Raw genomic sequence first — 22,445 nt, forward strand, 5'->3', positions numbered from 1 at the left:
GAAGGGGCCCGGATGCCATGGCATCCGGGCCCCTTCTCTGGTGCGGAGGAGTCAGACCTCTTTGCCGAAGCGGATCGCGCGCACGATCTGGAACACACCCAGGACGATGAGCGAGACGCCGATCAGCAGGAAGAGCGTCACCGCGCCGAGCAGCGGCGAGAACAGCAGCACGATGCCCGCGAGGATGCTGATGATCGCGAAGAAGATCGTCCACGCCTTCGACGAGCCGTCGCCGAGAGTGGTCAGTGAGACGATGCCCTCGATGATCCACAGGATGCCGACGAGCGTGCCGACGAAGACGCCGAACCAGGCCGTGGTGGCGGCGAGGTTCGCGAACGAGAAGATGCCCGCGACGATGAACAGCAGGCCCAGCACGATGTAGCCGATGCGCGCCCATCCGGAGCGGAAGAAGATGCCGATCCCGATGTTCACGAGGCCGGCGATGATGACGTAGACGGCGATGATGCCGACCGCGACCTGGGCGGTGCGCCCGGGCCACAGCAGGATCAGGAGACCGACGATCAGGGAGACCGCACCGCTGACGGCCAGGGCGGTGCGTACCGCCCGCACCGCGGGCGTACTGGACGAGGTGGAGGTGGACATGGCGAGCCTTTCCTGGACGAATGCTGAGAGCTTCGAGCCTCACCTTAGACCCTGCGATGAACGTCGTGGGGGACCGACGTCATCCCAGCAACAGGGCGACTCCGAACAGGACGGGGAGGCACCCGATGGTCGAGAGCAACACCACGTCGCGCGACAGGATCTCGCCGACGCCGTATCGCTGGGCGAAGTTGAAGACGTTCTGCGCGGTCGGCAGCGCGGCGAGGACGACGACGATGAAGACCTGATCGGTCGGCAGCGAGAACGCCACCGCGACACCCCACGCGACCGCCGGCATCACGAGGAGTTTGAGCGTCGTGGCGATCACCACGTCGACACGGCGACCGGGTTCGGTGAGCACCCGCTGGCCGTACAGAGACATGCCGTACGACATGAGCAGGATCGGGACGCAGGCCGCGGCGAAGAACGTCAGGGGATCCATGACGATCGGCGGCAGGTCGATGTCGAGCACCGCGACGATGACCCCCATCACGGAACCGATCAGCATGGGGTTCTTCGCCGTCTGGGTGAGGATGCGCCGGGGCGAGCGCACGCCCGAGGTCGCGGCATCCAGGATCGCCAGGGCGATCGGCATGAGGATCAGCAGCTGGAACAGGATCACCGGGGCCGAATACGCCGCGTTGCCCAGCATGTAGAGCGAAATCGGGATGCCGATGTTGTTGCTGTTCACCTGACCCGCCGACAGCGCGCCGATGACCGTCTCGGCCGTGCTCCGACGCAAGACCAGCGCGGAGACGAGCGCGTAGCCGAAGATGATGACGGCGGCGGTGATCATCGACACGGGGAGGAGCGCCGAGAACAGGGTCTTCACGTCGGCGCGGGCGAGCACGACGAACAGCAGGAACGGCGACAGCACGAAGAACGTCAGTCGGCTCAGCACCGGGCGCGCGTGCGGCCCGAGCAGGTCGATGCGGGCGACGACGTAACCGACGACCACGGCGAGCCCGATGACGGCGAAACCGGTCAGGATGCCACTCATGCCGCGGTCCCGGGGTAGGCCCGCGCGTCGCGGGAGCGACGGCGCGATTCCATTGAGGCGAGCCTACCGGTGGCGGTGGTCAGGAGCTGTCGTTCGCGGGCTCGGACGGAGGTTGGAAGGACGAACGGCCCACTCCTGGTGGCCTGCACCTGCCCGCAGGCGAGCGCCCAGAGCCCACCGTTCTCGACCTGCAATGAGAAGATGACCTCATGGCGGCCGAATCTACGACACGGGGAACCTCGCGGCGCCCGCTCGCGATCGCAGCCGGTGTGAGCCTCATCCTCATCTCAGCTGTGATCATCGCTCTCGCCAGCTTCCTGACACTGCTGATCATGGGCTTCGGAGACGCGACCGGAGAGTTCACAAAGATTGCGGCGACCTCCGCCGTGGTCGGCCTGGCTTTAGGGTTCTGCGGTGTCTACATGCTCATGCATCTACCCGCAAGAACCGTCCATGTGCGCACGAGCGGCGTTGGCGAGTAACGACAGAACGCCGCTCTGTAAACACGCCGATAATGCACATTATGTCAGGTTGCCGAGATTCGAGTCTCCCGCGACGGAGGTACTCGGCCGCTACGCTGACCGGATGAGTTCCCCCCGACTCCCTCGCGACCGCGGGCGCACCGCGTCGATCGTGCTCTCGTCCATCGCTCTCGCGACGTTGACGTTCGTCCTGCTGTGGACCTTCGGGCTGAACGCGACGCTGTCGGGCGCGTCGAGCATGGCGGTGATCCTGCCGATCGTCGTCTTCTGGTGCTCGTCGGTGGTTTTCGGGATCGCCGGATTCATCGCTCTCGGTCTCGGCGTCACGGCCTCACGCCCGACTCTGCCCTCTCTCTTGGCCGTGGGCGTGCTCCTCGAGATCCTCGTCGGACTCCTGCTCATCTCCCGGCTCTGACGCGACGTCGACGACCCACGCGACGACGGACGTGGTGCGCCGCTCGGGCGGGGGTTCGGATTCCGTGATGCGCGGTGCGGCCTCCGCGTCGGAGGCCTCGCGCGGCACACGATCTCGCGGGGCCAGTGTGACCGCACCGGGAACGGGAACGCTCTCGATCATCCATGTGGATGGACGCGAGCCGATCATGACCCCGTTGCCGAGATCTCGACCGGTGAACGGCCACTCCTCACCCTCCGCGGGCATCTCGGCATCCGGAGGCGCGCCGAAGCCGGGGCGGCGCAGGTGTCGCGTCTCGATGTGTTCCTGAACGACCGCATGGATGCCGCGTACCCGACCTTGCACCCGGTCCTCCGGGGTCGACGGCGTCTCCTGGTGGTGGGACTCGATCGCGTCGATGCTGGCAGCGAGTTCGGGGCCGACGCTCTCGATGAACGCCGGCGACGGCGTACGCGTGCGCACCAGCAGATCGACCTCGTCGCCGATGCCGAACGGGTCGCCGCAGCACGCCCACTCCCACGTGTCGAGCCAGACGCGGGTGGTGACGGCTGTCACCGGATCCATTCCGACGTCACGCCGATCACGCGCGAACCGTCGAGATCGCCGAGCGAGAGACCGGCGAAGCGGACCGCCGCCTCCGACGTCTGCCACCGGAACTTCGGAGACTCGGTGATCGCCGCTTCGATCACCGTCTTCGCGGCATCCTCCGCCGACTGCGCCTGCGCGAACGACGCCGCCGTGCGGGCGAGATAGGCATCGAGCTGCGCCTGATACGCCCCGCCCTCGTAGTGGTCGACGGAGCCGGTGAACGACGACGCCACGGCGGCGGGCTCGACGATCGCGACGTCGATACCGAACGGCGCGACGACCGGCGCGAGCGACTGCATCAGACCCTCGACGGCGAACTTCGCGCCGCAATACGCGTCGGCGAACGGCTGACCTACCGCTCCCCCGACGCTCGTGACCGTGACGATGCGGCCGTGACCGCGTTCGCGCATGCCGGGCAGCACGAGTCGGGTGAGCCGGGCGACCGAGAGGTAGTTGGTGTCGAGCTGCGCCTGGAGGTCGGCATCCGAGAGCTGTTCGAGGGTTCCGACGGCGCCGCGCCCCGCGTTGTTGACGAGGACGTCCACGACACCGAGGTCGGCGACGAGCACGGCTGCGGCGTCGGCGTCGGTGACCTCGAGCGCCCGGATGTCCAGGGTCACGCCCGCGGCGTCGGCGGCCTCGCGCAGCGCGTCGGCGCGGGACGTGTCGCGCACCGTGGCGACGACGGAGAGGCCGGCCTTCGCGAGGCCGACGGCGGTGTGCAGACCGATTCCGCTGGAGGTACCGGTGACGAGAGCAGTGCGGGTCATGGCTCGACCCTAGACCCGACCGCCGACACCGATCACTCCCCCGCGAGCTCGCCGATCAGCGTCTCGACGCGACCGCGGATGTCGTCGCGGATGTGCCGGACCGCCGTGGCAGCCTGGCCCGCCGGGTCGTCGAGCTGCCAGTCCTCGTACCGCTTGCCGGGGAAGATGGGGCACGCGTCGCCGCAGCCCATCGTGATGACGACGTCCGATTCGCGGACGGCATCCACCGTCAGGATCTTCGGGGTGTTCCCCGCGATGTCGATGCCCTCCTCGGCCATCACCTCGATCGCGACGGGGTTGATCTGCTCCTTCGGTTCCGAGCCCGCCGACAGCACGTCGATGCGGTCGCCCGCGAGGTGCCGCAGGTAGCCGGCGGCCATCTGGGACCGGCCGGCGTTGTGGACGCAGACGAACAGAACGGTGGGACGTGACATAGGTCTCTCTCTTCGGGGTCGGGCGGCGCGCACGTGCGGCAGCAGGGCGTCGATGCGGTGGGAGATCTCGTCGAACGCGGCCTCGAACGAGGCGCGGGTGCCGACCCGGACGGGGTCGGGGATCGACCAGTGCAGATCGGTGGATGCCACGGACTCGCGCGCGCGGTCGCACACGGTGATCCGCAGATCGTCGGGGCGCGCCACCTCGTCGAGGGTCTTCGGGGTGGCGTCGGACAGGTCGAGTCCGTGGGCGGCGGCGACGGCGACGGCACCTTCCGCGACGCCGTCGGCGGGCAGCGTTCCGGCGGACGCTGTGGTGATCGACGTGCGCGCCCGCCACAGATACTCGGCGAGCTGCGACCGGGCGGAGTTCGCGGTGCACACGAACACCACGCGAGGGGCGCGCAGATCGCCGACGCCCTCCTCGGACGGCAGGGCGTCCGCGACGAGGCGCACATAGCTGCGGCGTCCGTCACCCTCCGAGCGGCGACGATCCACCAGCCCCGCCGCCTCGAGAACCTTGAGATGGTGGGACAGGAGATTGGATGCCACCCCCACCCGCTCCCCCAGCTGCTGCGGCGACAGATCGCCGAGGGCGAGGAGATCGACGACGCGCAGGCGCGCCGGATCCGCCAGCGCGGCGTGGCGCGCGGCACGGAGTTCGATCGACGGAACGGGCATGCCTCAATGATTGTTGAGTTAATGCGGGAGGTCAAGTCCGGCTCCGCAATGTCGGACGTCGCGGCTATCGTGCGAGCATGAACCGCACGATCTTCCACACCGCCACCACCCTCGATGGACACCTCGCGACCGACGACGACGGGCTCGCGTGGCTCTTCGCCGTTCCCGGCAGCGACGACGCCGAGGCGGCTTTCGGCGACTTCATGGTGGACGTGGGTGCGATGGTGATGGGCTCGGCGACCTACGAGTGGCTCCTCCGTCACGAGCGGCTGCTCGACGCGCCCGAGAAATGGACGGCGATGTACGGCACGCGGCCGACGTTCGTCTTCTCCTCTCGCTCGCTGCCGCCGATTCCGGGTGCGGACATCCGTCTCGTGTCGGGTGACGTGCGGGGGCATTCCGAGTCGATGCGGGACGCCGCGGGCACGGGTGACCTGTGGGTCGTGGGCGGCGGCGACCTTGCGGGTCAGTTCATCGATGCCGGGATGCTCGACGAGATCCGTCTCTCGATCGCTCCCGTGACTCTCGGCTCAGGAAAGCCTCTGCTCCCCCGGGTTCTCGGCGCCGACCGGCTGACCCTGGTCGCCGTGCAGCGCGCGGGGCAGTTCGTCGAGGTGGTCTACGAGGTCGCGAGGCCGTCGGACGAGGAGCCGCGGCCCTGAAGGGGCGTGAGCTCGGTCCAGCCCCCGCCGAACTTCGCGGCGCGGCCGTCGCCCGAGGATGTGCCGGTCAAGCGTCGGCGTACCCAGGGCGCCACGTGTTCGCGGTAGTACGCCGTGCCCTTCAGTCGCTGGCTGTCGGGGATGTCGCGCAGATGCCACCACTCCCCCGGCGCCGAAAGTCCGACCGACTCGAGCACCCGGGCGGCGACGCGGTGATGCCCGCGCGCGTTCATGTGCAGGCGGTCGACCGACCAGAACTCGGGGCCGGCGAGTTCGCGATCGAACCAGTTGTACGCGGTGATGACGTCGGGGCGGTGCTGCAGCCGTGCTTCGACGGCGGACGACAGCCGGTCGCCGCGGGCCTGCACGACCCGCCCGAGCGGAAGCCCCGCCGACGGGTTCGCCCCCGACAGGACGATGAGCTGCACGCCCTCCTCGTCGCACCGCCGCACGACGTGGTCGAACACGTCGACGATCCGCTCGATCCCGGTACGCGGACGCAGCATGTCGTTACCGCCGCCGTTGAACGACAGGTGCGTCGGTTTCAGAGCGAGCGCGGGCTCGAGCTGCTCGGCGACGATGGGCTGCACGAGTTTGCCGCGGATCGCGAGATTCGCGTAGTGGACCGGCTCGCCCGTGGCATCCGCCCATCCCTGCGCCGCGAGATCGGCCCAACCGCGGACGGTGCCGTCGGGCAGCTCATCGCCGACGCCTTCGGTGAACGAGTCGCCGATCGCGACGTAGCGCACGGATGCCATCCGCTCAGCCTACGCTCGGCGCGGGGTCTCACCGCGGGTGCGGCAGTCGGGTTCGGGGCGCGATCCGTGCTTTGGGGCGGATGATTCACGCCCCGAAGCACGAAATGCGCCCCCAACCGACCGCGGTGGAGGGGAACCGCGTCAGCCCTCGGCCAGTGCCCGGCCGCGCTCCTCGCGCATGAACAGCGCCGCGACGACCGCGACCGCGAAGAACGCCGCGAACACCACGAACAGCAGCGGAGCACCGCCGACACCGAGCAGCGGCGGAACACTCAACGGCGCGATGATCGACGCGATCCGGCCCACGCCGGCCGCCCACCCGGCCCCGGTCGCCCGCAACGGCGTCGGATACGTCTCGGGGGTGGCGGCGTACAGCGCACCCCACGCGCCGAGGTTGAAGAACGACAGGGCCATGCCTGCCGCGATGACCGCCACCTCGCCCGAGGCCGTGCCGAAGAACACCGCGGCCACGGCGGAACCCGCGAGGAAGGTCGCGAGCGTCGCCCGGCGACCCCACGCCTCGATCAGCCAGGCCGCGACGGCGTAGCCGGGCAGCTGGGCGAGCGTGATGATGAGCGTGAAGCCGAAGGAGCGCACGAGGTCGTACCCCTGGGACACGAGGATCGTCGGGATCCAGATGAACGCCCCGTAGTACGAGAAGTTCACGCAGAACCACAGCAGCCACAGGGCGGTGGTCCGGCCGCGGAGCGGCGCCGCCCACAGAGCCGACACGCGGGCGCGCGGCGCGGCGTGCGACGGGCCCGTCTCCGTCGGGGCGGGAGTGAACGACACGCGACCTGCCGCGGCCTCGAAGTCGCGCACGATCGCCGAGGCCTCGGCATCCCTCCCCCGACTTGCCAGCCAGCGCGCCGACTCCGGGAGACCCCAGCGCACGATCAGCGCGTAGGCGGCGGGGATCGCGCCCAGCGCGAACGCCCAGCGCCACCCGTCTGCCGACGCAGGCACCACCAGATAGCCGATCACGGCCGCCGCGGTCCAGCCGATCGCCCAGAACGCCTCGAGGAAGACGATGACGCGTCCGCGCATGCGCGCCGGAGCGAATTCGCTCACATACGTCGAGGCGACCGGCAGTTCGGCCCCGAGTCCGAGACCGACGACGAACCGCAGGACGAGCAGGGCGGCCAGACCCCCGACCAGCGCGCTCGCCCCGGTCGCGAGGCCGTAGACCAGAAGCGTCAGGGCGAAGACCGAACGTCGACCGAAACGGTCGGCCAGCAGTCCGCCCAGGCTCGCGCCGATCGCCATGCCGGCGAAGCCCGCCGACGCGATCCATGACGCCTCGGTCGGCGCGAGCTGCCACTGCGCCGCGAGGGCCGCGATGACGAAGGAGATGAGCCCGACGTCCATGGCATCCAGTGCCCACCCGAGACCCGACCCGCCCAGCACGCGGCCGTGGCGGCGGGTGAACGGAAGGGCGTCGAGGCGGTCGGCGATGCGCGCGACGTCGGTCGAGGTGGTCACCGGATGCCGGCGGTCTCGGTGTCGGCGAGCATCTCGTGCACGAGCGGGAGGACGCGCGTGCCGTACAGCTCGATGCTCGACATGAGGCGATCGTGCGAGATCGAGCCGCTGGCGAACTTCAGCTGGAAGCGGGAGTTGCCCAGAGCCCGCACCGTCGCCGCGATCTTCCGGGCGACGGTCTCGGGCGAACCGATGTACATCGACCCCTCGGGGCCGACGTCATGCTGGAAACGCAGGCGGTTGTACTCGGGCCAGCCACGCTCGCGGCCGATGGTGTTGTTCAGCTCGGCGACGCCCTCGTAGGCCTCTTCCCACGCCTGCTGGTCCGTCTCGGCGACGTGCCCGGGCGAGTGCACCGAGATGGGCATCTGCGGCTTCCCCAGCTCGTCGAGCGACCGGCGGTACAGGTCGGCGAAGGGACGGAAGCGGGCCGAGGATCCCCCGATGATGGCGAGCACCAGACCGTAGCCGTAGCGCGCCGCGCGCACGACCGACTCGGGAGAGCCGCCCACACCGACCCACGCCTTCAAGCCGTTCTCCGTCTTGGGGTACACATCGGCGTCTTGCAGGCCGGCGCGAGTGCGTCCCTGCCACGTCACGGGCTTCTCGTCGAGAAGCAACGAGAACAGCTCGAGCTTCTCCTCGAAGAGCTGCTCGTAGTCGCGGAGGTCGTAGCCGAACAGCGGGAACGACTCGATGAACGATCCTCGACCGAGGATCACCTCGGCGCGGCCGTTCGAGACGGCATCCAGGGTCGCGAACCGCTCGTACACGCGCACCGGGTCGTCGGACGAGAGCACCGTGACGGCGGTGCCGAGGTGGATGTTCGACGTCCGCGCGGCGGCGGCGGCGAGCACGATCTCGGGGCTCGTGACGGCGAAGTCCTTGCGGTGGTGCTCCCCCACGCCGAAGAACGACAGACCGACCTGGTCGGCGAGCACGGCCTGATCCACGACGTTGCGGATGGTCTGCGCGTCGGACTGCAGGCTGCCGTCGGGGCCGCGAGAGATGTCTCCGAAGGTGTCGAGTCCGAGCTCGACGGGGCGATCGTTCATGGCGTCTCCTTGCATTCGGATGAATGAACTTTATGCCCCCCGCCGCTATTCCCGTGAATCGGGGCGTCCCCTTTCGGGAACGCCCCGATCCGGATCAGGCGGATGCCAGTGCCTGGCGCAGCGTGTCGAGTCCGACGCCGCCGATGTCGAGCGCCTTCGTGTGGAACGCCTTCATCGAGAAGGCCGCTCCCTCGCGCTCGCGGGCCTCGTCGCGCACCTGCTCCCAGATGCGCTGGCCCACCTTGTACGACGGCGCCTGGCCCGGCCAGCCGAGGTAGCGGTTGACCTCGAAGCGGACGAACTCCTCGGGCATGTTGACGTTGCGCAGCATGAAGGCCAGGGCGTAGTCGTGGTCCCAGACACCCTCGCCGTCGAGCCGCGGCTTGCCCAGGTGCACGCCGATGTCGAGCACCACGCGGGCGGCGCGCATCCGCTGCCCGTCGAGCATGCCCAGGCGGTCGGCGGGGTCGTCGAGGTACCCGAGCTGTTCCATGAGGCGCTCGGCGTACAGTGCCCAGCCCTCGGCGTGACCGCTGGTCCCGGCGAGGAGACGCCGCCACGAGTTCAGTTCGCCGCGGTTGTAGACCGCCTGCGCGATCTGCAGGTGGTGGCCCGGAACGCCCTCGTGGTAGACGGTCGTCAGCTCGCGCCACGTGTCGAAGCTGTCGACGCCTTCGGGCACCGACCACCACATGCGTCCCGGGCGCGAGAAGTCATCGGTGGGGCCGGTGTAGTAGATGCCGCCCTCCTTCGTGGGGGCGATCATGCACTCGAGGCGCCGGATGGGCTCGGCGATGTCGAAGTGGGTGCGGCCCAGCTCCTCCACCGCGCGGTCGCTCGTCCGCTGCATCCACTCCTGGAGGGCCGCGGTGCCGTGGAGCTTGCGCGACTCGTCCTTCTCGAGGAACGCCACGGCCTCTTCGACGCTCGCGCCGGGGAGGATCTCGTTCGCGATCGACTCCTGCTCGGCGACCATACGAGCGAGCTCCGCGACGCCCCACTCGTAGGTCTCGTCGAGGTCGATCGTCGCGCCGAGGAATTGGCGCGAGTGCAGCGCGTACAGTTCGCGACCCACGCCGTCGGCCTCGCCCGCGACCGGGGCGAGCTCGGCCGACAGGAAGGATGCCAGGGCGTCGTACGCGACCCGGGCGGCCCCGGAGTTCTGCGCGAGCTCGCGGGCGAGCGACGCGGGTAGCTGGCCCTCGTCCGGGGCGGCGTCGCCGACGAACTCCGCGAAGAAGCCGGTGTCGGCCGTGTAGCGCCCGATCTGCGTCGCCACCTCGACGACCTGGCGTCGGGCGGGCACCACACCGCGGGCCATGCCCTCGCGCAGCGTCGCGATGTAGCCGTCGATGGCGCCCGGCAGTGCCTTCAGTCGCGTGGAGATCGTCGACCAGTCGTCCACCGTCGCGGTGGGCATCAGATCGAACGCCTGGCGCAGGTCCTGCGCGGGCGAGGCGATCACGTTGACGTCGCGCAGGTGGGTCTGGGCGGCGTGGAGCTCGAGATGCAGGTCGAGCTCGCGCCCCAGGTCCATCTTCGTGACCTCGTCGATCGCGTCGACGGGAGTGGCGTTGTCGAGGGCGGCCTTCGTGGCCCGCGCCTGGTCGGCGAGCTCGTTCGCGCCCTCGGGGCTGTAGTCGCCGAAGCGGTCGTTGAACTCGGTGCGTCCGATGTAGGTGGCGAGCGTGGGGACGCGCTCGGCCAGGGTGTCCACCCACGCATCGGCGATCGTGTCGATCGGCGTGGGGGTGCGTTGTGCATCAGTCATGCATCGAGCCTAGGGAAGGCACGGGACCCTGGCCACCCGGGGGCCGCGACCGCGGTCACGGATCCCGCCGTCAGTGCCCCGCTTCGTCCCAGTCGCCGCCCCGGCCGATCTGCACGTCGAGCGGCACCGTGAGGTCGGCCGCGTCGGCCATGCGCGCGCGCACGATCGACTCCACGGCATCCCACTCCCCCGGCGCGACCTCGACGACCAGTTCGTCGTGGATCTGCAGCAGCACGCGCGAACGCAGGCCCGCGGATGCCAGTTCGTTGCGGATGCGGAACAGGGCGATCTTCATGATGTCGGCGGCGCTGCCCTGGATCGGGGCGTTGAGCGCGGCGCGCTCGGCGTTCTCGCGCAGCACGCGGTTCATGCTGGTGAGGTCGGGGAAGGGACGCCGCCGGCCGCAGATCGTCTCGGTGTAGCCGTCCTGCCGGGCCTGCTCGACGGAGCCGCGCAGGTAGTCGCGCACCGCCCCGAACCGGGCGAAGTACTCGAGCATGAGCTGCTTGGCCTCGGACTGCTCGATGCGCAGCTGCTTGGACAGTCCGAAAGCCGACAGGCCGTAGACGAGGCCGTACGACATCGCCTTGACCTTCGTGCGCATCGCGGGGGTGACCTCGGAGGGCTCGACACCGAAGACGCGCGAACCGACGAACCGGTGCAGGTCTTCTCCGGAGTTGAATGCCTCGATGAGGCCGGGATCGCCGGACAGGTGCGCCATGATGCGCATCTCGATCTGCGAGTAGTCGGCGGTCAGCAGGGTCTCGTAGCCCTCGCCCACTTCGAACGCGGCGCGGATGCGACGGCTCTCTTCGGTGCGGATCGGGATGTTCTGCAGGTTCGGGTCGGTGCTCGACAGGCGCCCGGTCTGGCTGCCGGTCTGCACGTACGTCGTGTGGATGCGGCCGTCCGGGCCGATCGCCGCGTCCAACGCGTCGATGATCTGCTTGAGCTTCGTGGCCTCGCGGTGGCGCAGCAGCAGGTCGAGGAACGGGTGGTGCGCGTTCTCTTGCAGGTCGGCGAGGGCGGCGGCATCCGTGGTGTACCCGCTCTTGGTCTTGCGGGTCTTCGGCAGCTGGAGCTCGTCGAACAGCACTTCTTGCAGTTGCTTGGGCGAACCGAGGTTCACCTCGTGCCCGATCGAGGCGTAGGCCTGCTGCGCCAGCTGCTCGGCACGTTCGGCGAGCTCGCCCGAGAAGGCGGACAGCTTCTCGTGCGAGACGGCCACGCCCGCGAGCTCCATGCCGGCGAGGGCGCCGAGTGTGGGCAGCTCGATGTCGTCGAGGACGCCGGCGACCGATTCGGGCAGCTCGGCGCGCTGCGCCTCGGACACCCGGAGCACGTACCAGGACAGCTGGCCCGGGGTCGCCCCGTCGGTCTCGGGAACGAGTTGCGTCGGATCGGCCTCGGGCAGTTTCTCGTCGAGGTAGCGGTCGACGAGGTCGGCGAGCGTCTTGTCGGGGAAGCTTGGACGCACGAGCCATCCGGCGACGATCACGTCGTCGGCGATCCCTCCGACCACGACGCCCTCGCGGGCGAGGGCCTTGACCTGCGGCTTCGCGCCGGCGAACGCCTTCGGCGCATCGGATGCCAACCACCCGGCGAGGGCGTCCCGGACCGCGTCGCTCCACTCGGCCTCGGCCGCGGAGTCGGCCGTGGCCAGGCCGATGCGCGTCGGGGTCGACCCGACGAGGGCGAGAGTCACCCCCACGGTGCCCGTGGCGGCGGCGGCCCACGCGGCGATCTCCTGGGCGTCGAGGGGCGCGGCGGTCGGGGCCGCGGCGGTGGGGCGGGCCTCTTCGGCGGCACCCGAGGGGTCGGCGCCGAACGCATCGAAGACGCGCGGCAGCAGGGTGCGGAATTCGAGGCGCGCGAAGATGTCGCGCACGGCCTGGGTGTCGATGGGCTGCAGCGCCAGATCGGCGGGGCGCACGGGCAGCTCGACATCGCGGAGCAGGCGGTTCAGCGCGCGGTTGCGCTTGACGTCGTCGAGGTGCTCGCGCAGGTTGTTGCCCACGACACCCGTGACCTTGTCGGCGTTCTCGAGCAGCGCCTCGAGCGACCCCCACTGGGTCAGCCACTTCACGGCGGTCTTCTCGCCGACCTTGGGGACGCCGGGCAGGTTGTCGCTCGTCTCGCCGACCAGGGCGGCGATCTCGGGGTACTGCGCCGGCGGCAGGCCGTATTTCTCGACCACGGCGTCGGTGTCGTAGCGCTTGAGCTGCGAGACGCCCTGCACGTTGGGGTAGAGCAGCGTGACGTCATCGGTGACGAGCTGGATCGTGTCGCGGTCGCCCGAGCACACGAGCACCGAGAATCCCTCGTCGGCGCCCTCGGTGGCGAGCGTCGCGAGGATGTCGTCGGCCTCGAAGTCCTCTTTCGTCAGCACCGGCACGTTCATGGCGCGCAGGCAGTCCTGGAGGAGGGGGATCTGTCCCTTGAACTCGGCCGGGGACTCGCTGCGGTTGGCCTTGTACTCGGTGTACTCGCGCGTGCGGAACGACTGCCGCGACGTGTCGAAGGCCACGGCCAGATGGGTGGGTTTCTCGGCCTTGACGAGGTTGACGAACATCGACAGGAAGCCGTAGATGCCGTTGGTGTGTTGGCCGTCCTTCGTGGAGAAGTTGTCGACGGGCAGGGCGTAGAACGCCCGGTAGGCCAGCGAGTGGCCGTCAACGACGAGGAGAGTAGGCTTTTCGGCATCCGTCACTCGTCCAGCGTAACGAGAACCACGGACACTCCCCCGGCCCCGGCTCCTCGAAGGCGACGATGACCTCCACGACCCCCGACACCACCCCCGGTCTCGACTGGGCCAAGGAGCGCGGAATGGGCGCCCTCGCCGAGAAGATGGGCATCGAATGGGTGGAGTTCTCGGTCGAGCGGAGCGTCGCCACGATGCCCGTCGAGGGCAACACGCAGCCGGTCGGTCTGCTGCACGGCGGCGCGTACGTCGTCCTCGGCGAGTCGCTCGGCTCGATGGCCGCCAACCTCTACGCGGGCGCCGGACGACTGGCGGTGGGCATCGACATCAACGCCACCCACACGCGCTCGGCGACCTCCGGCGTCGTGACCGGCGTGTGCACCCCGATCCACCTCGGCCGCTCGCTCACCGTCCACGAGATCGCCGTGTCCGACGAGCAGGGTCGACGCTGTTCGACGATCCGCATCACGAACCTCATCAAGGACGTCGCGGTCTCCTGAGGCCGGAAACGAGAAATGGATGCCACCGCGGTGGCATCCATTTCTGACGAGGGTCGCGTCAGCCCTTCTTGGGGGCGAGCTGCTCGATGATGGCCTTCGCGACGTCCTGCATCGTGAGGCGACGGTCCATCGACGCCTTCTGGATCCAGCGGAACGCCTCGGGCTCGGACAGGCCCATCTTCTCGTTCAGCAGGCCCTTGGCGCGGTCGACGAGCTTGCGCGTCTCGAAGCGCTCGACCATGTCGGCCACCTCGGCCTCGAGCGTGATGATCTGCTCGTAGCGGGCCAGGGCGATCTCGATCGCGGGCAGCAGGTCGTTCGGCGTGAACGGCTTGACCACGTACGCCAGGGCACCGGCCTCGCTCGCACGCTCGACGAGCTCCTTCTGGCTGAACGCCGTCAGCAGCACGACCGGCGCGATGTGGTTCTTGCTCAGCTTCTCGGCGGCGCTGATGCCGTCGAGCTGCGGCATCTTGACATCCATGATGACCAGGTCGGGGCGCAGCTCGGTGGCCAGCTGCACGGCGGTCTCGCCGTCTCCGGCTTCACCGACGACGTCGAAGCCGTTGTCGCGCAGGATCTCGACGATGTCGAGGCGGATGAGCGACTCGTCTTCCGCCACGACGACGCGACGGGGGGCGGTGGGCGCGCTCACCGGCGCGGCTTCGTGATCTGTCACGGTTCCATCCTAAGACTGTGGCTGGAGGATCACCCTGTACGGCGACCTCGATGTGCGACGCCGTGCGGCGCCGCGGGGGAAAAGGATATCGGGTCGGCTCCCCTGCGAGAGCCGACCCGTCATCGTGCCGGTGGTGGGACTCGAACCCACACGTCCTTTCGGACAGAGCATTTTGAGTGCCCCGCGTCTGCCATTCCGCCACACCGGCATACGTGCGTGATCTCCCAGACTACTGGCAGATCCCGCACGCGACGATGCGCGCCGGCGGTCGCCGGCGCGCATCATCGGGTCAGTTGTCCTGGTACCCGGGAGCGGCGCCGTGCACGGCGTCGCCCACACGGTGCACGCGCAGGTCGTTCGTCGAACCGGCGATCCCGGGAGGGGAGCCGGAGATGACCACGACCTTGTCGCCGACCTTCGCGAGGTCGTGCGACAGGAGGTAGTCGTCCACCTGGAGGAACATCTTGTCGGTGTGCGACACGTGCTCGACGAGCGTGGAGCGCACGCCCCACGTCAGCGCCAGACGGCGGCGGATGCCGGGCTCCGGTGTGAACGCGATCATCGGGATTGTCGACCGCAGACGCGACAGGCGGCGCGCGGAGTCGCCCGACTCGGTGAAGACGCACAGGTACTTCGCGTCGACGAAGTCGGCCACCTCGACGGCGGCGAGCGTGATGGCGCCGCCCTGGGTGCGCGGCTTGTTCGTCAGCGGCTGGATGCGCTCGAGGCCGTGCTCCTCGGTGGAGGCCACGATGCGTGCCATGGTCTCGACCACGACGACGGGGTAGGAGCCCACGCTCGTCTCGCCCGAGAGCATGACGGCGTCGGCGCCGTCGAGCACCGCATTGGCGACGTCACTGGTCTCGGCGCGCGTGGGCACCGGGTTGGTGATCATCGACTCGAGCATCTGGGTGGCGACGATGACCGGCTTGGCCATGCGACGCGACAGCTCGACCGCGCGCTTCTGCACGATCGGGACCGCCTCGAGGGGAAGCTCGACGCCGAGGTCGCCACGGGCGACCATGATGCCGTCGAAGGCGTCGATGATCTCCTCGAGGTTGTCGACCGCCTGCGGCTTTTCGATCTTGGCGATGACCGGGATGTACCGACCCTCTTCGCCCATGATCTCGTGCACGCGCTCGATGTCCTTGGCATCCCGCACGAACGACAGCGCGATGAGGTCGGCACCGGCCCGCAGGCCCCAGCGCAGGTCGGCCTCGTCCTTGTCGCTCAGGGCGGGGACGTTGACGGCGACACCGGGCAGGTTGATGCCCTTGTTGTTGGACACCGGGCCGCCGACGATGACCTTGGTGGTCACGACGGTGCCGTCGGTCTCGACGACCTCGACGCGGACCTTGCCGTCGTCGATGAGCAGGAAGTCGCCCGGCTTGACGTCGTGGGGCAGGCCCTTGAACGTCGTGCCGACGATCTCTTTCGTGCCGAGGATGTCCTCGACGGTGATCTTGAAGATGTCGCCGGGCAGCAGGTCGTGGGGGCCGTTCTCGAACTTGCCGAGACGGATCTTCGGGCCCTGCAGGTCGACGAGGGCGGCGACCGGGCGGCCCGCGTCCTCCGCCGCCTTGCGGACGTTGGCGAAGTTGGCATCGTGCACGGAATAGTCTCCGTGGCTCAGGTTCAGTCGGGCGACGTCCACCCCGGCGTCGATGATGGCGCGAACCATCTCATACGACGACGTGGCGGGCCCGAGGGTTGCGACGATCTTGGCGCGTCTCATCCGTTTTCAAGCTCCGTGAGGATATTCGGGAAGTGGCCGATCGGCCCTTGCCAGCTTAGGCGGGCAAGAGGCCGATGGCGACATCGGTCGGACGCACGGGTGCAGGCAGCACCGTCTCGCCCATCAGGAAGGTGTCGACCTCGGCGGCCGCGGCGCGGCCCTCGGCGATCGCCCACACGATGAGCGACTGGCCGCGCCCGGCGTCACCGGCCACGAACACGCCCGGGGCGGTCGTGGCGTAGGTGGCGTCGCGCTCGACGTTGCCGCGCGCGGTGAACTGCGCGCCGAGCTGCTGCTCGAGGTGCTCGCGCTCGGGGCCCGTGAAGCCCATCGCGATGAGCACGAGGTCGGCGGGGATCTCGCGCTCGGTGCCGCTCTTGGGGACGCGGCGACCGTCGAGGTACTCGGTCTCGGCCACGCGCAGAGCACGCACCTCGCCCGCCTCGTTGCCGAGGAACTCCACGGTCGAGGCCAGGAAGGTCCGCTCCCCGCCCTCTTCGTGCGCGGAGGCCATCTCGAACAGGTTCGGCATCATCGGCCACGGCTGCTCGGCGGGACGCTCGGACGGCGGTTGCTTGCCGATCGCGAGGTTCGTGACGCTCAGCGCGCCCTGGCGGTGGGCCGTGCCGATGCAGTCCGCGCCGGTGTCGCCACCGCCGATGACGACGACGTGCTTGCCCTCGGCGGAGATCTGCTGCGGCACCTGGTCGCCCGCAACGGCCTTGTTGCCCTCGACGAGGTACTCCATGGCGTAGTGGACGCCGTCGAGGTCACGGCCGGGAATCGCCAGGTCGCGCGGGACGGTCGACCCGGTGGCCACCACGACGGCGTCGTAGCGGGCGCGCAGGTCGCTCCACGAGATGTCGGTGCCGATCTCGACGCCCGCGCGGAAGCGCGTGCCCTCGGCCTGCATCTGACGCAGACGGAGTTCGAGGTGGCGCTTCTCCATCTTGAAGTCCGGGATGCCGTAGCGCAGCAGTCCGCCGATCCGGTCGTCGCGCTCGTACACGGCGACGGTGTGGCCGGCGCGCGTGAGCTGCTGGGCGGCGGCGAGGCCGGCGGGGCCGGAGCCGACGACGGCCACCGTCTTGCCGGTGAGGCGCTCGGGCGGCTCGGGCTCGACCCAGCCGTTCGAGAACGCCTCGTCGATGATCGAGACCTCGACCTGCTTGATCGTCACGGCGGGCTGGTTGATGCCGAGCACGCACGAGCTCTCGCACGGAGCGGGGCACAGCCGCCCGGTGAACTCCGGGAAGTTGTTCGTCGCGTGCAAGCGTTCGATCGCGGAGCGGCCCTCGCCGCGCCACGTCAGGTCGTTCCACTCCGGGATGAGGTTCCCGAGCGGGCAGCCCTGATGACAGAACGGGATGCCGCAATCCATGCAGCGACCGGCCTGGCGGCGGATGACGGCCTGGTCGCCCGGCTCGTACACCTCTTTCCAGTCCATGATCCGCACGGGGACGGGACGACGCGGCGGGAGCTCCCGCTGCGTGGTCTTCAGAAAGCCCTTCGGGTCAGCCACCCGTCACCTCCAGAATGCGCGTCCAGACGGCCGCGCTGTCGGGGTCGAGCCCCTCGGCGACGGCTTCCTGGCGGGTCTGCAGAACCGCGGCGTAGTCGCGCGGCAGGACCCGGACGAAGTTCTCCACCTCGACCTCGAAGTCTGCGAGCAGACGACGGGCGAGTGTGGAATCGGTCTCGGCGACGTGCTTCTCGAGCAGGTCGCGCAGCATCTCGGCATCCCCCGATCCGAGGGGGCCGAGTTCGAGCTCACCGGAGGCCACGGCCTCACGGTTGACCAGGTCGGTCTCGAGCTTGTAGACGTAGGCCTGGCCCCCGGACATGCCCGCGCCGAGGTTGCGGCCGGTCGCGCCGAGGATCACGGCGAGACCACCGGTCATGTACTCGAGCGCGTGGTCGCCCACGCCCTCGACGACGGCGGTGGCGCCGGAGTTGCGGACGAGGAACCGCTCGCCCACGACGCCGTTCAGGAACATCTGGCCCTGCGTGGCGCCGTAGCCGATGACGTTCCCGGCGATGACGTTCTCGGACGCGTCGAACGTGGACCCGCGCGGCGGACGGACGACGATCTTGCCGCCCGAGAGGCCCTTGCCCACGTAGTCGTTCGAGTCGCCCTCGAGGCGCAGCGTGATGCCCGACGGCATGAAGGCGCCGAACGACTGCCCGGCCGAACCGGTCAGTCGGACGTCGATCGCCCCGTCGGGGAGACCGTGCTCGCCGTGCGCCTTGGTCACGTGGTGGCCGAGCATCGTTCCGACGGCGCGCGCGGTGTTGCGCACGGGGAGCTCGATCGTGATCTGGCCGCCGTGGGCGACGACGTCCTGCGCGCGCTCGTTGAGCTGCACGTCGAAGTGCTCCTCGAGCTCGTGGTCCTGGTTGCGGGCGTGCTTGCGCGGCTCGTCGTCGGCGAACCGCGGACCCTCCAGGATCGGGGCGAGGTTCAACCCGCGCGCCTTCCAGTGCTCCACGGCGCCGTTGACGTCGAGGAGCTCGGCGCGGCCCACGATCTCATCGATCGAGCGGTAGCCGAGGGCCGCGAGGTACTCGCGCACCTCTTGAGCGATGAACTCCATGAAGTTCACGACGTACTCGGCCTTGCCGGTGAAACGCTCGCGCAGGACGGGGTTCTGGGTCGCGACACCCACGGGGCACGTGTCGAGGTGGCACACGCGCATCATGATGCAGCCCGAGACCACCAGCGGCGCGGTGGCGAAACCGAATTCCTCGGCACCGAGCAAGGCGCCGATGATGACGTCGCGGCCGGTCTTCATCTGACCGTCGACCTGCACCACGACGCGGTCGCGCATGCCGTTGAGCATGAGCGTCTGCTGCGTCTCGGCCAGACCCAGCTCCCACGGCGTGCCGGCGTGCTTGAGCGAGTTCATCGGGCTCGCGCCGGTGCCGCCGTCTTGTCCGGAGACGAGGATGACGTCGCTCAGGGCCTTCGCCACGCCCGCGGCGACCGCACCGATACCCGACTGGCTGACGAGCTTCGTGTGGATGCGGGCCGACGGATTGGCGCGCTTGAGGTCGAAGATGAGCTGCTTGAGGTCTTCGATCGAGTAGATGTCGTGGTGCGGAGGCGGCGAGATGAGTCCGACGCCCGCGGTCGCGTGGCGCGTGCGCGCCACCCACGGGTATACCTTGGTCGGCGGCAGCTGACCGCCCTCGCCGGGCTTGGCGCCCTGGGCGAGCTTGATCTGGATGTCGTCGGCCTCGGTCAGGTACAGGCTCGTGACACCGAATCGGCCGGATGCCACCTGCTTGATGGCGCTGCGCCGCTCGGGGTCGAGCAGACGGTCGACGTCCTCGCCGCCCTCGCCGGTGTTCGACTTGCCGCCGATGCGGTTCATCGCCACCGCGAGGACCTCGTGGGCCTCTTGCGAGATGGAGCCGTAGCTCATCGCGCCGGTGGAGAAGCGCTTCACGATCGCCGAGACCGGCTCGACCTCGTCGATGGCCACGGGCGGGCGCTGGCCGGTGCGCAGCGAGAACAGACCACGCAGCGTCTTCAGCTCGTGCGCCTGGTCGTCGATGAGCTTCGTGTACTCGCGGAAGATGTCGTACCGGCGCTCGCGCGTGGCGTGCTGCAGACGGAACACCGTGTCGGGGTTGAACAGGTGCGGTGCCCCGTCGCGACGCCACTGGTACTCGCCTCCGGTCCACAGGCGCTCGTGTGCCCGAGCCGCAGCGTCCTCGGGGTACGCGTACTCGTGCCGGGCCGCGTTCTCGGCCGCGATGACGTCGAGCCCCACGCCGCCAAGCTTGCTCTCGGTGCCGGTGAAGTAGGCCTCCACGAACTCGCGCGAGAGCCCGACGGCCTCGAAGACCTGGGCGCCCGCGTACGAGGACACGGTCGAGATGCCCATCTTCGACATGATCTTCAGCACGCCCTTGCCGAGCGCGTAGATCAGGTTCTTCACGGCCTTTTCGGGCGTGACACCGGTGATGAAGCCGGCGCGCACGAGGTACTCGACGGTCTCCATCGCCAGGTACGGGTTGACCGCCGAGGCGCCGTACCCGATGAGGGTCGCCACGTGGTGCACCTCGCGCACGTCACCGGCCTCGACCACGAGACCGACCTTCATACGGGTCTCTTTGCGGATGAGATGGTGGTGCACCGCGGCGAGCATGAGCAGCGACGGGATGGGCGCGAGGTCCTTGTTCGAGTCGCGGTCGCTGAGCACGATGAACTCGGCGCCGTCCTCGATCGCGTGGTCGACCTCGGAGCACATCTGCGCGATGCGCTTCTGCATGCCCTTGTGGCCGGCCTCGACGCGGTACAGGCCGCGGATCGTGACCGACGAGCGCCCCGGCAGGGCGGTGTCGATGTGCTGGATCTTGGCGAGCTCGTCGTTGTCGATGACCGGGAAGTCCAGGGTCACGGTGCGCGTGTGCTCGGGACCCCAGTCGAGGAGGTTGCGCTCGGGGCCGAGACCCAGCGACAGCGAAGTCACGACCTCTTCGCGGATCGAGTCCAGCGGCGGGTTGGTGACCTGCGCGAACTGCTGGGTGAAGTAGTCGAACAGCAGCCGCGGGCGCTCGCTCAGCACCGCGACGGGAGCGTCGCTGCCCATCGCGCCGAGGGGCTCGGCACCGTTCTGCCCCATCGGGGTCAGCAGGATGCGCACCTCTTCTTCGGTGTAGCCGAAGGTCCGCTGGCGGCGGGTGATCGAGGCGATCGGGTGGACGATGTGCTCACGCTCGGGCAGTTCCGACAGACGGACGCGGCCCGCGTCGAGCCACTCCTGCCACGGCTCGAGCGTCGCGAGCTGCTTCTTGATCTCCTCGTCCTCGACGATGCGGCCCTGGGCCGTGTCGACGAGGAACATGCGTCCGGGCTGCAGGCGGCCGCGCCGCTTGATGCGGTCGGGAGCGAAATCGAGCACACCGGTCTCGGACCCGATGACCACGAGTCCGTCGGTCGTCTCGGTCCACCGGCCCGGTCGCAGACCGTTGCGGTCGAGGGTCGCGCCCACCAGCGTGCCGTCGGTGAAGATGAGGGCGGCGGGGCCGTCCCAGGGCTCCATCTGCATGGAGTGGTAGTCGTAGAAGGCCCGCAGGTCGGGGTCGATCGTCGCCTGCTTCTCGTAGGCCTCGGGCACCATCATCATGATGGCGTGCGGCAGGCTCCGACCGGTGAGGGTCAGCAGCTCCAGCACCTCGTCGAAGGATGCCGAGTCGCTCGCGCCCTCGGTGCAGATGGGCAGCAGGGGACGGACGTCGCCGATGAGCTCGGACTCCAGCTGCGACTGGCGCGCGCGCATCCAGTTGCGGTTGCCCTTGACCGTGTTGATCTCGCCGTTGTGCGCGAGCATGCGCAGCGGCTGGGCGAGCGGCCACGACGGGAACGTGTTCGTGGAGTACCGGGAGTGCACCACGGCGAGTTCGGAGACGAACCGCTCGTCCTGGAGGTCGGGGTAGAAGGGCTCGAGCTGCAGAGTCGTGACCATGCCCTTGTACCCGAGCGTGCGACTGGACAGCGACACGAAGTACGCGTCGAGCTCGTGACGAGCGCGCTTGCGCAGCCGGAACACGCGGCGGTCCAGCGCGATGCCCGAGAGCGCGGGCTGGTCGCCCACCGCGGGACGCGCGACGAAGAACTGCTCGAACGCGGGGCGCGCCTCGAAAGCGAGCTTGCCGAGGTTCTCGGGCTCGACGGGGACCTCGCGCCACCCGAGCACTTCGAGGTTCTCGTGACGGGCGATCTCTTCGATGCCCGCCTTCTGCGCGGCGCGCTCGTCGTGACCGAGCGGCAGGAACACCATTCCCGCGGCGTACTCCCCCACCGGCGGCAGGTCGAAGTCGACGACCGCGCGCAGGAACGCGTCGGGCATCTGCGTGAGAATGCCCGCGCCGTCACCGGTGCCGGCGTCGGATCCGATGGCGCCGCGGTGCTCGAGGTTGCGCAGCGCCGTCAGCGCCAGGTCGATGATGTCGTGTCCGGGCTCGCCACGGAGCGTCGCCACCATGGCGAGGCCACAGGCGTCCTTTTCGAACGCCGGGTCGTACATGCCCTGCCGGGCGGGGAAAGCGCCGCCGACGGCGCCGGAACGGGAGCTCGAAGCCATACCAACCGTCCTCATGTTGATGCTGCGAATGGGACGACGT

General features: G+C 69.3%; 18 protein-coding genes, 1 tRNA gene and 1 pseudogene. 4 read left to right on the forward strand and 16 right to left on the reverse strand.

Features of this window, described 5'->3' with window-relative positions:
* Window positions 1-51: 51 nt before the first annotated feature.
* Together AC3E6M_RS03100 and AC3E6M_RS03105 are read right to left on the reverse strand one after the other, a co-directional pair.
* Entirely contained in the window at window positions 52-603 is a 552-nt protein-coding gene (locus AC3E6M_RS03100) for an HdeD family acid-resistance protein (protein ID WP_138175227.1), read from the reverse strand.
* Window positions 604-682: 79 nt separating this feature from the next.
* Window positions 683-1,600: an AEC family transporter gene (locus tag AC3E6M_RS03105; protein WP_138175229.1), complete on the reverse strand. Its 918-nt coding sequence runs from the start codon at window positions 1,598-1,600 to the stop codon at window positions 683-685.
* 209 nt (window positions 1,601-1,809) lie between these two features.
* Between AC3E6M_RS03105 and AC3E6M_RS03110 the strand changes: the two genes are divergently transcribed.
* Both AC3E6M_RS03110 and AC3E6M_RS03115 read left to right on the forward strand, forming a co-directional pair.
* Window positions 1,810-2,082, forward strand: a complete 273-nt coding sequence (locus AC3E6M_RS03110; RefSeq protein ID WP_138175231.1) for a hypothetical protein — start codon at window positions 1,810-1,812, stop codon at window positions 2,080-2,082.
* A 103-nt stretch (window positions 2,083-2,185) separates the two neighbouring features.
* Window positions 2,186-2,497 (forward strand): hypothetical protein, encoded by a 312-nt coding sequence (locus AC3E6M_RS03115; protein WP_138175234.1) that lies wholly within the window; start codon window positions 2,186-2,188, stop codon window positions 2,495-2,497.
* Here AC3E6M_RS03115 and AC3E6M_RS03120 read toward each other — a convergent pair.
* The 4 genes and pseudogenes from AC3E6M_RS03120 to AC3E6M_RS03135 all read right to left on the reverse strand — a co-directional run.
* Window positions 2,414-3,052, reverse strand: a complete 639-nt coding sequence (locus AC3E6M_RS03120; protein ID WP_490529007.1) for a DUF6578 domain-containing protein — start codon at window positions 3,050-3,052, stop codon at window positions 2,414-2,416. The two genes, AC3E6M_RS03115 and AC3E6M_RS03120, sit on opposite strands and share 84 nt — an antisense overlap.
* Entirely contained in the window at window positions 3,049-3,855 is an 807-nt protein-coding gene (locus tag AC3E6M_RS03125) for an SDR family NAD(P)-dependent oxidoreductase (protein WP_138175238.1), read from the reverse strand. Before AC3E6M_RS03125 ends, AC3E6M_RS03120 begins: the two co-directional genes overlap by 4 nt.
* Before the next feature lie 32 nt (window positions 3,856-3,887).
* Window positions 3,888-4,289 (reverse strand): arsenate reductase ArsC, encoded by a 402-nt coding sequence (locus AC3E6M_RS03130; RefSeq protein WP_138175240.1) that lies wholly within the window; start codon window positions 4,287-4,289, stop codon window positions 3,888-3,890.
* A 36-nt stretch (window positions 4,290-4,325) separates the two neighbouring features.
* Window positions 4,326-4,970: pseudogene (locus AC3E6M_RS03135) on the reverse strand (metalloregulator ArsR/SmtB family transcription factor); the annotation flags it as partial.
* A 77-nt stretch (window positions 4,971-5,047) separates the two neighbouring features.
* Between AC3E6M_RS03135 and AC3E6M_RS03140 the strand changes: the two are divergent.
* The gene (locus AC3E6M_RS03140) at window positions 5,048-5,632 is read left to right on the forward strand and encodes a dihydrofolate reductase family protein (RefSeq protein ID WP_490529008.1); all 585 of its coding nucleotides are present in this window, start codon (window positions 5,048-5,050) and stop codon (window positions 5,630-5,632) included.
* On the opposite strand, the gene AC3E6M_RS03145 is transcribed toward AC3E6M_RS03140, so the two are convergent.
* The 5 genes from AC3E6M_RS03145 to polA all read right to left on the reverse strand — a co-directional run bounded on the left by AC3E6M_RS03145 (window position 5,590) and on the right by polA (window position 13,408).
* Window positions 5,590-6,390, reverse strand: coding sequence for an SGNH/GDSL hydrolase family protein (locus tag AC3E6M_RS03145; protein ID WP_490529009.1), 801 nt, complete (start codon window positions 6,388-6,390; stop codon window positions 5,590-5,592). The genes AC3E6M_RS03140 and AC3E6M_RS03145 overlap by 43 nt on opposite strands.
* Before the next feature lie 141 nt (window positions 6,391-6,531).
* Complete coding sequence (locus AC3E6M_RS03150; protein ID WP_490529010.1) at window positions 6,532-7,872, reverse strand: MFS transporter; 1,341 nt, start codon at window positions 7,870-7,872, stop codon at window positions 6,532-6,534.
* On the reverse strand, window positions 7,869-8,927 hold the full coding sequence (locus tag AC3E6M_RS03155) for an LLM class flavin-dependent oxidoreductase (protein ID WP_490529011.1): 1,059 nt from the start codon (window positions 8,925-8,927) through the stop codon (window positions 7,869-7,871). The genes AC3E6M_RS03150 and AC3E6M_RS03155 overlap by 4 nt, the downstream gene beginning before the upstream one ends.
* Window positions 8,928-9,021: 94 nt before the next feature.
* On the reverse strand, window positions 9,022-10,698 hold the full coding sequence (locus AC3E6M_RS03160) for a DUF885 domain-containing protein (RefSeq protein WP_490529012.1): 1,677 nt from the start codon (window positions 10,696-10,698) through the stop codon (window positions 9,022-9,024).
* A gap of 70 nt (window positions 10,699-10,768) precedes the next feature.
* Window positions 10,769-13,408 carry a DNA polymerase I gene (polA, locus tag AC3E6M_RS03165; protein ID WP_490529013.1) on the reverse strand — a complete coding sequence of 880 codons (2,640 nt, stop codon included), beginning with the start codon at window positions 13,406-13,408 and terminating at the stop codon, window positions 10,769-10,771.
* A gap of 59 nt (window positions 13,409-13,467) precedes the next feature.
* Here polA and AC3E6M_RS03170 point away from each other — a divergent pair, with 59 nt between their 5' ends.
* On the forward strand, window positions 13,468-13,899 hold the full coding sequence (locus AC3E6M_RS03170) for a hotdog fold thioesterase (protein ID WP_490529014.1): 432 nt from the start codon (window positions 13,468-13,470) through the stop codon (window positions 13,897-13,899).
* A 58-nt stretch (window positions 13,900-13,957) separates the two neighbouring features.
* Here the strand turns inward: AC3E6M_RS03170 and AC3E6M_RS03175 are convergent, their stop codons facing one another.
* From AC3E6M_RS03175 to gltB, 5 genes are all read right to left on the reverse strand, one after another.
* Window positions 13,958-14,578, reverse strand: a complete 621-nt coding sequence (locus AC3E6M_RS03175) for an ANTAR domain-containing response regulator (RefSeq protein WP_022877510.1) — start codon at window positions 14,576-14,578, stop codon at window positions 13,958-13,960.
* Window positions 14,579-14,703: 125 nt separating this feature from the next.
* Window positions 14,704-14,786 (reverse strand) — tRNA-Leu (locus tag AC3E6M_RS03180).
* An 81-nt stretch (window positions 14,787-14,867) separates the two neighbouring features.
* Complete coding sequence (gene pyk, locus AC3E6M_RS03185; RefSeq protein WP_138173899.1) at window positions 14,868-16,313, reverse strand: pyruvate kinase; 1,446 nt, start codon at window positions 16,311-16,313, stop codon at window positions 14,868-14,870.
* 55 nt (window positions 16,314-16,368) lie between these two features.
* Complete coding sequence (locus tag AC3E6M_RS03190; RefSeq protein ID WP_138173897.1) at window positions 16,369-17,835, reverse strand: glutamate synthase subunit beta; 1,467 nt, start codon at window positions 17,833-17,835, stop codon at window positions 16,369-16,371.
* A complete protein-coding gene (gltB, locus tag AC3E6M_RS03195; protein ID WP_490529015.1) occupies window positions 17,828-22,405 on the reverse strand; it encodes a glutamate synthase large subunit in 4,578 nt (1,525 codons plus the stop codon). Before gltB ends, AC3E6M_RS03190 begins: the two co-directional genes overlap by 8 nt.
* Between the last annotated feature and the right edge of the window lie 40 nt (window positions 22,406-22,445).

This window comes from Microbacterium sp. SCPM-O-B-15248 (M128), from assembly GCF_058214835.1.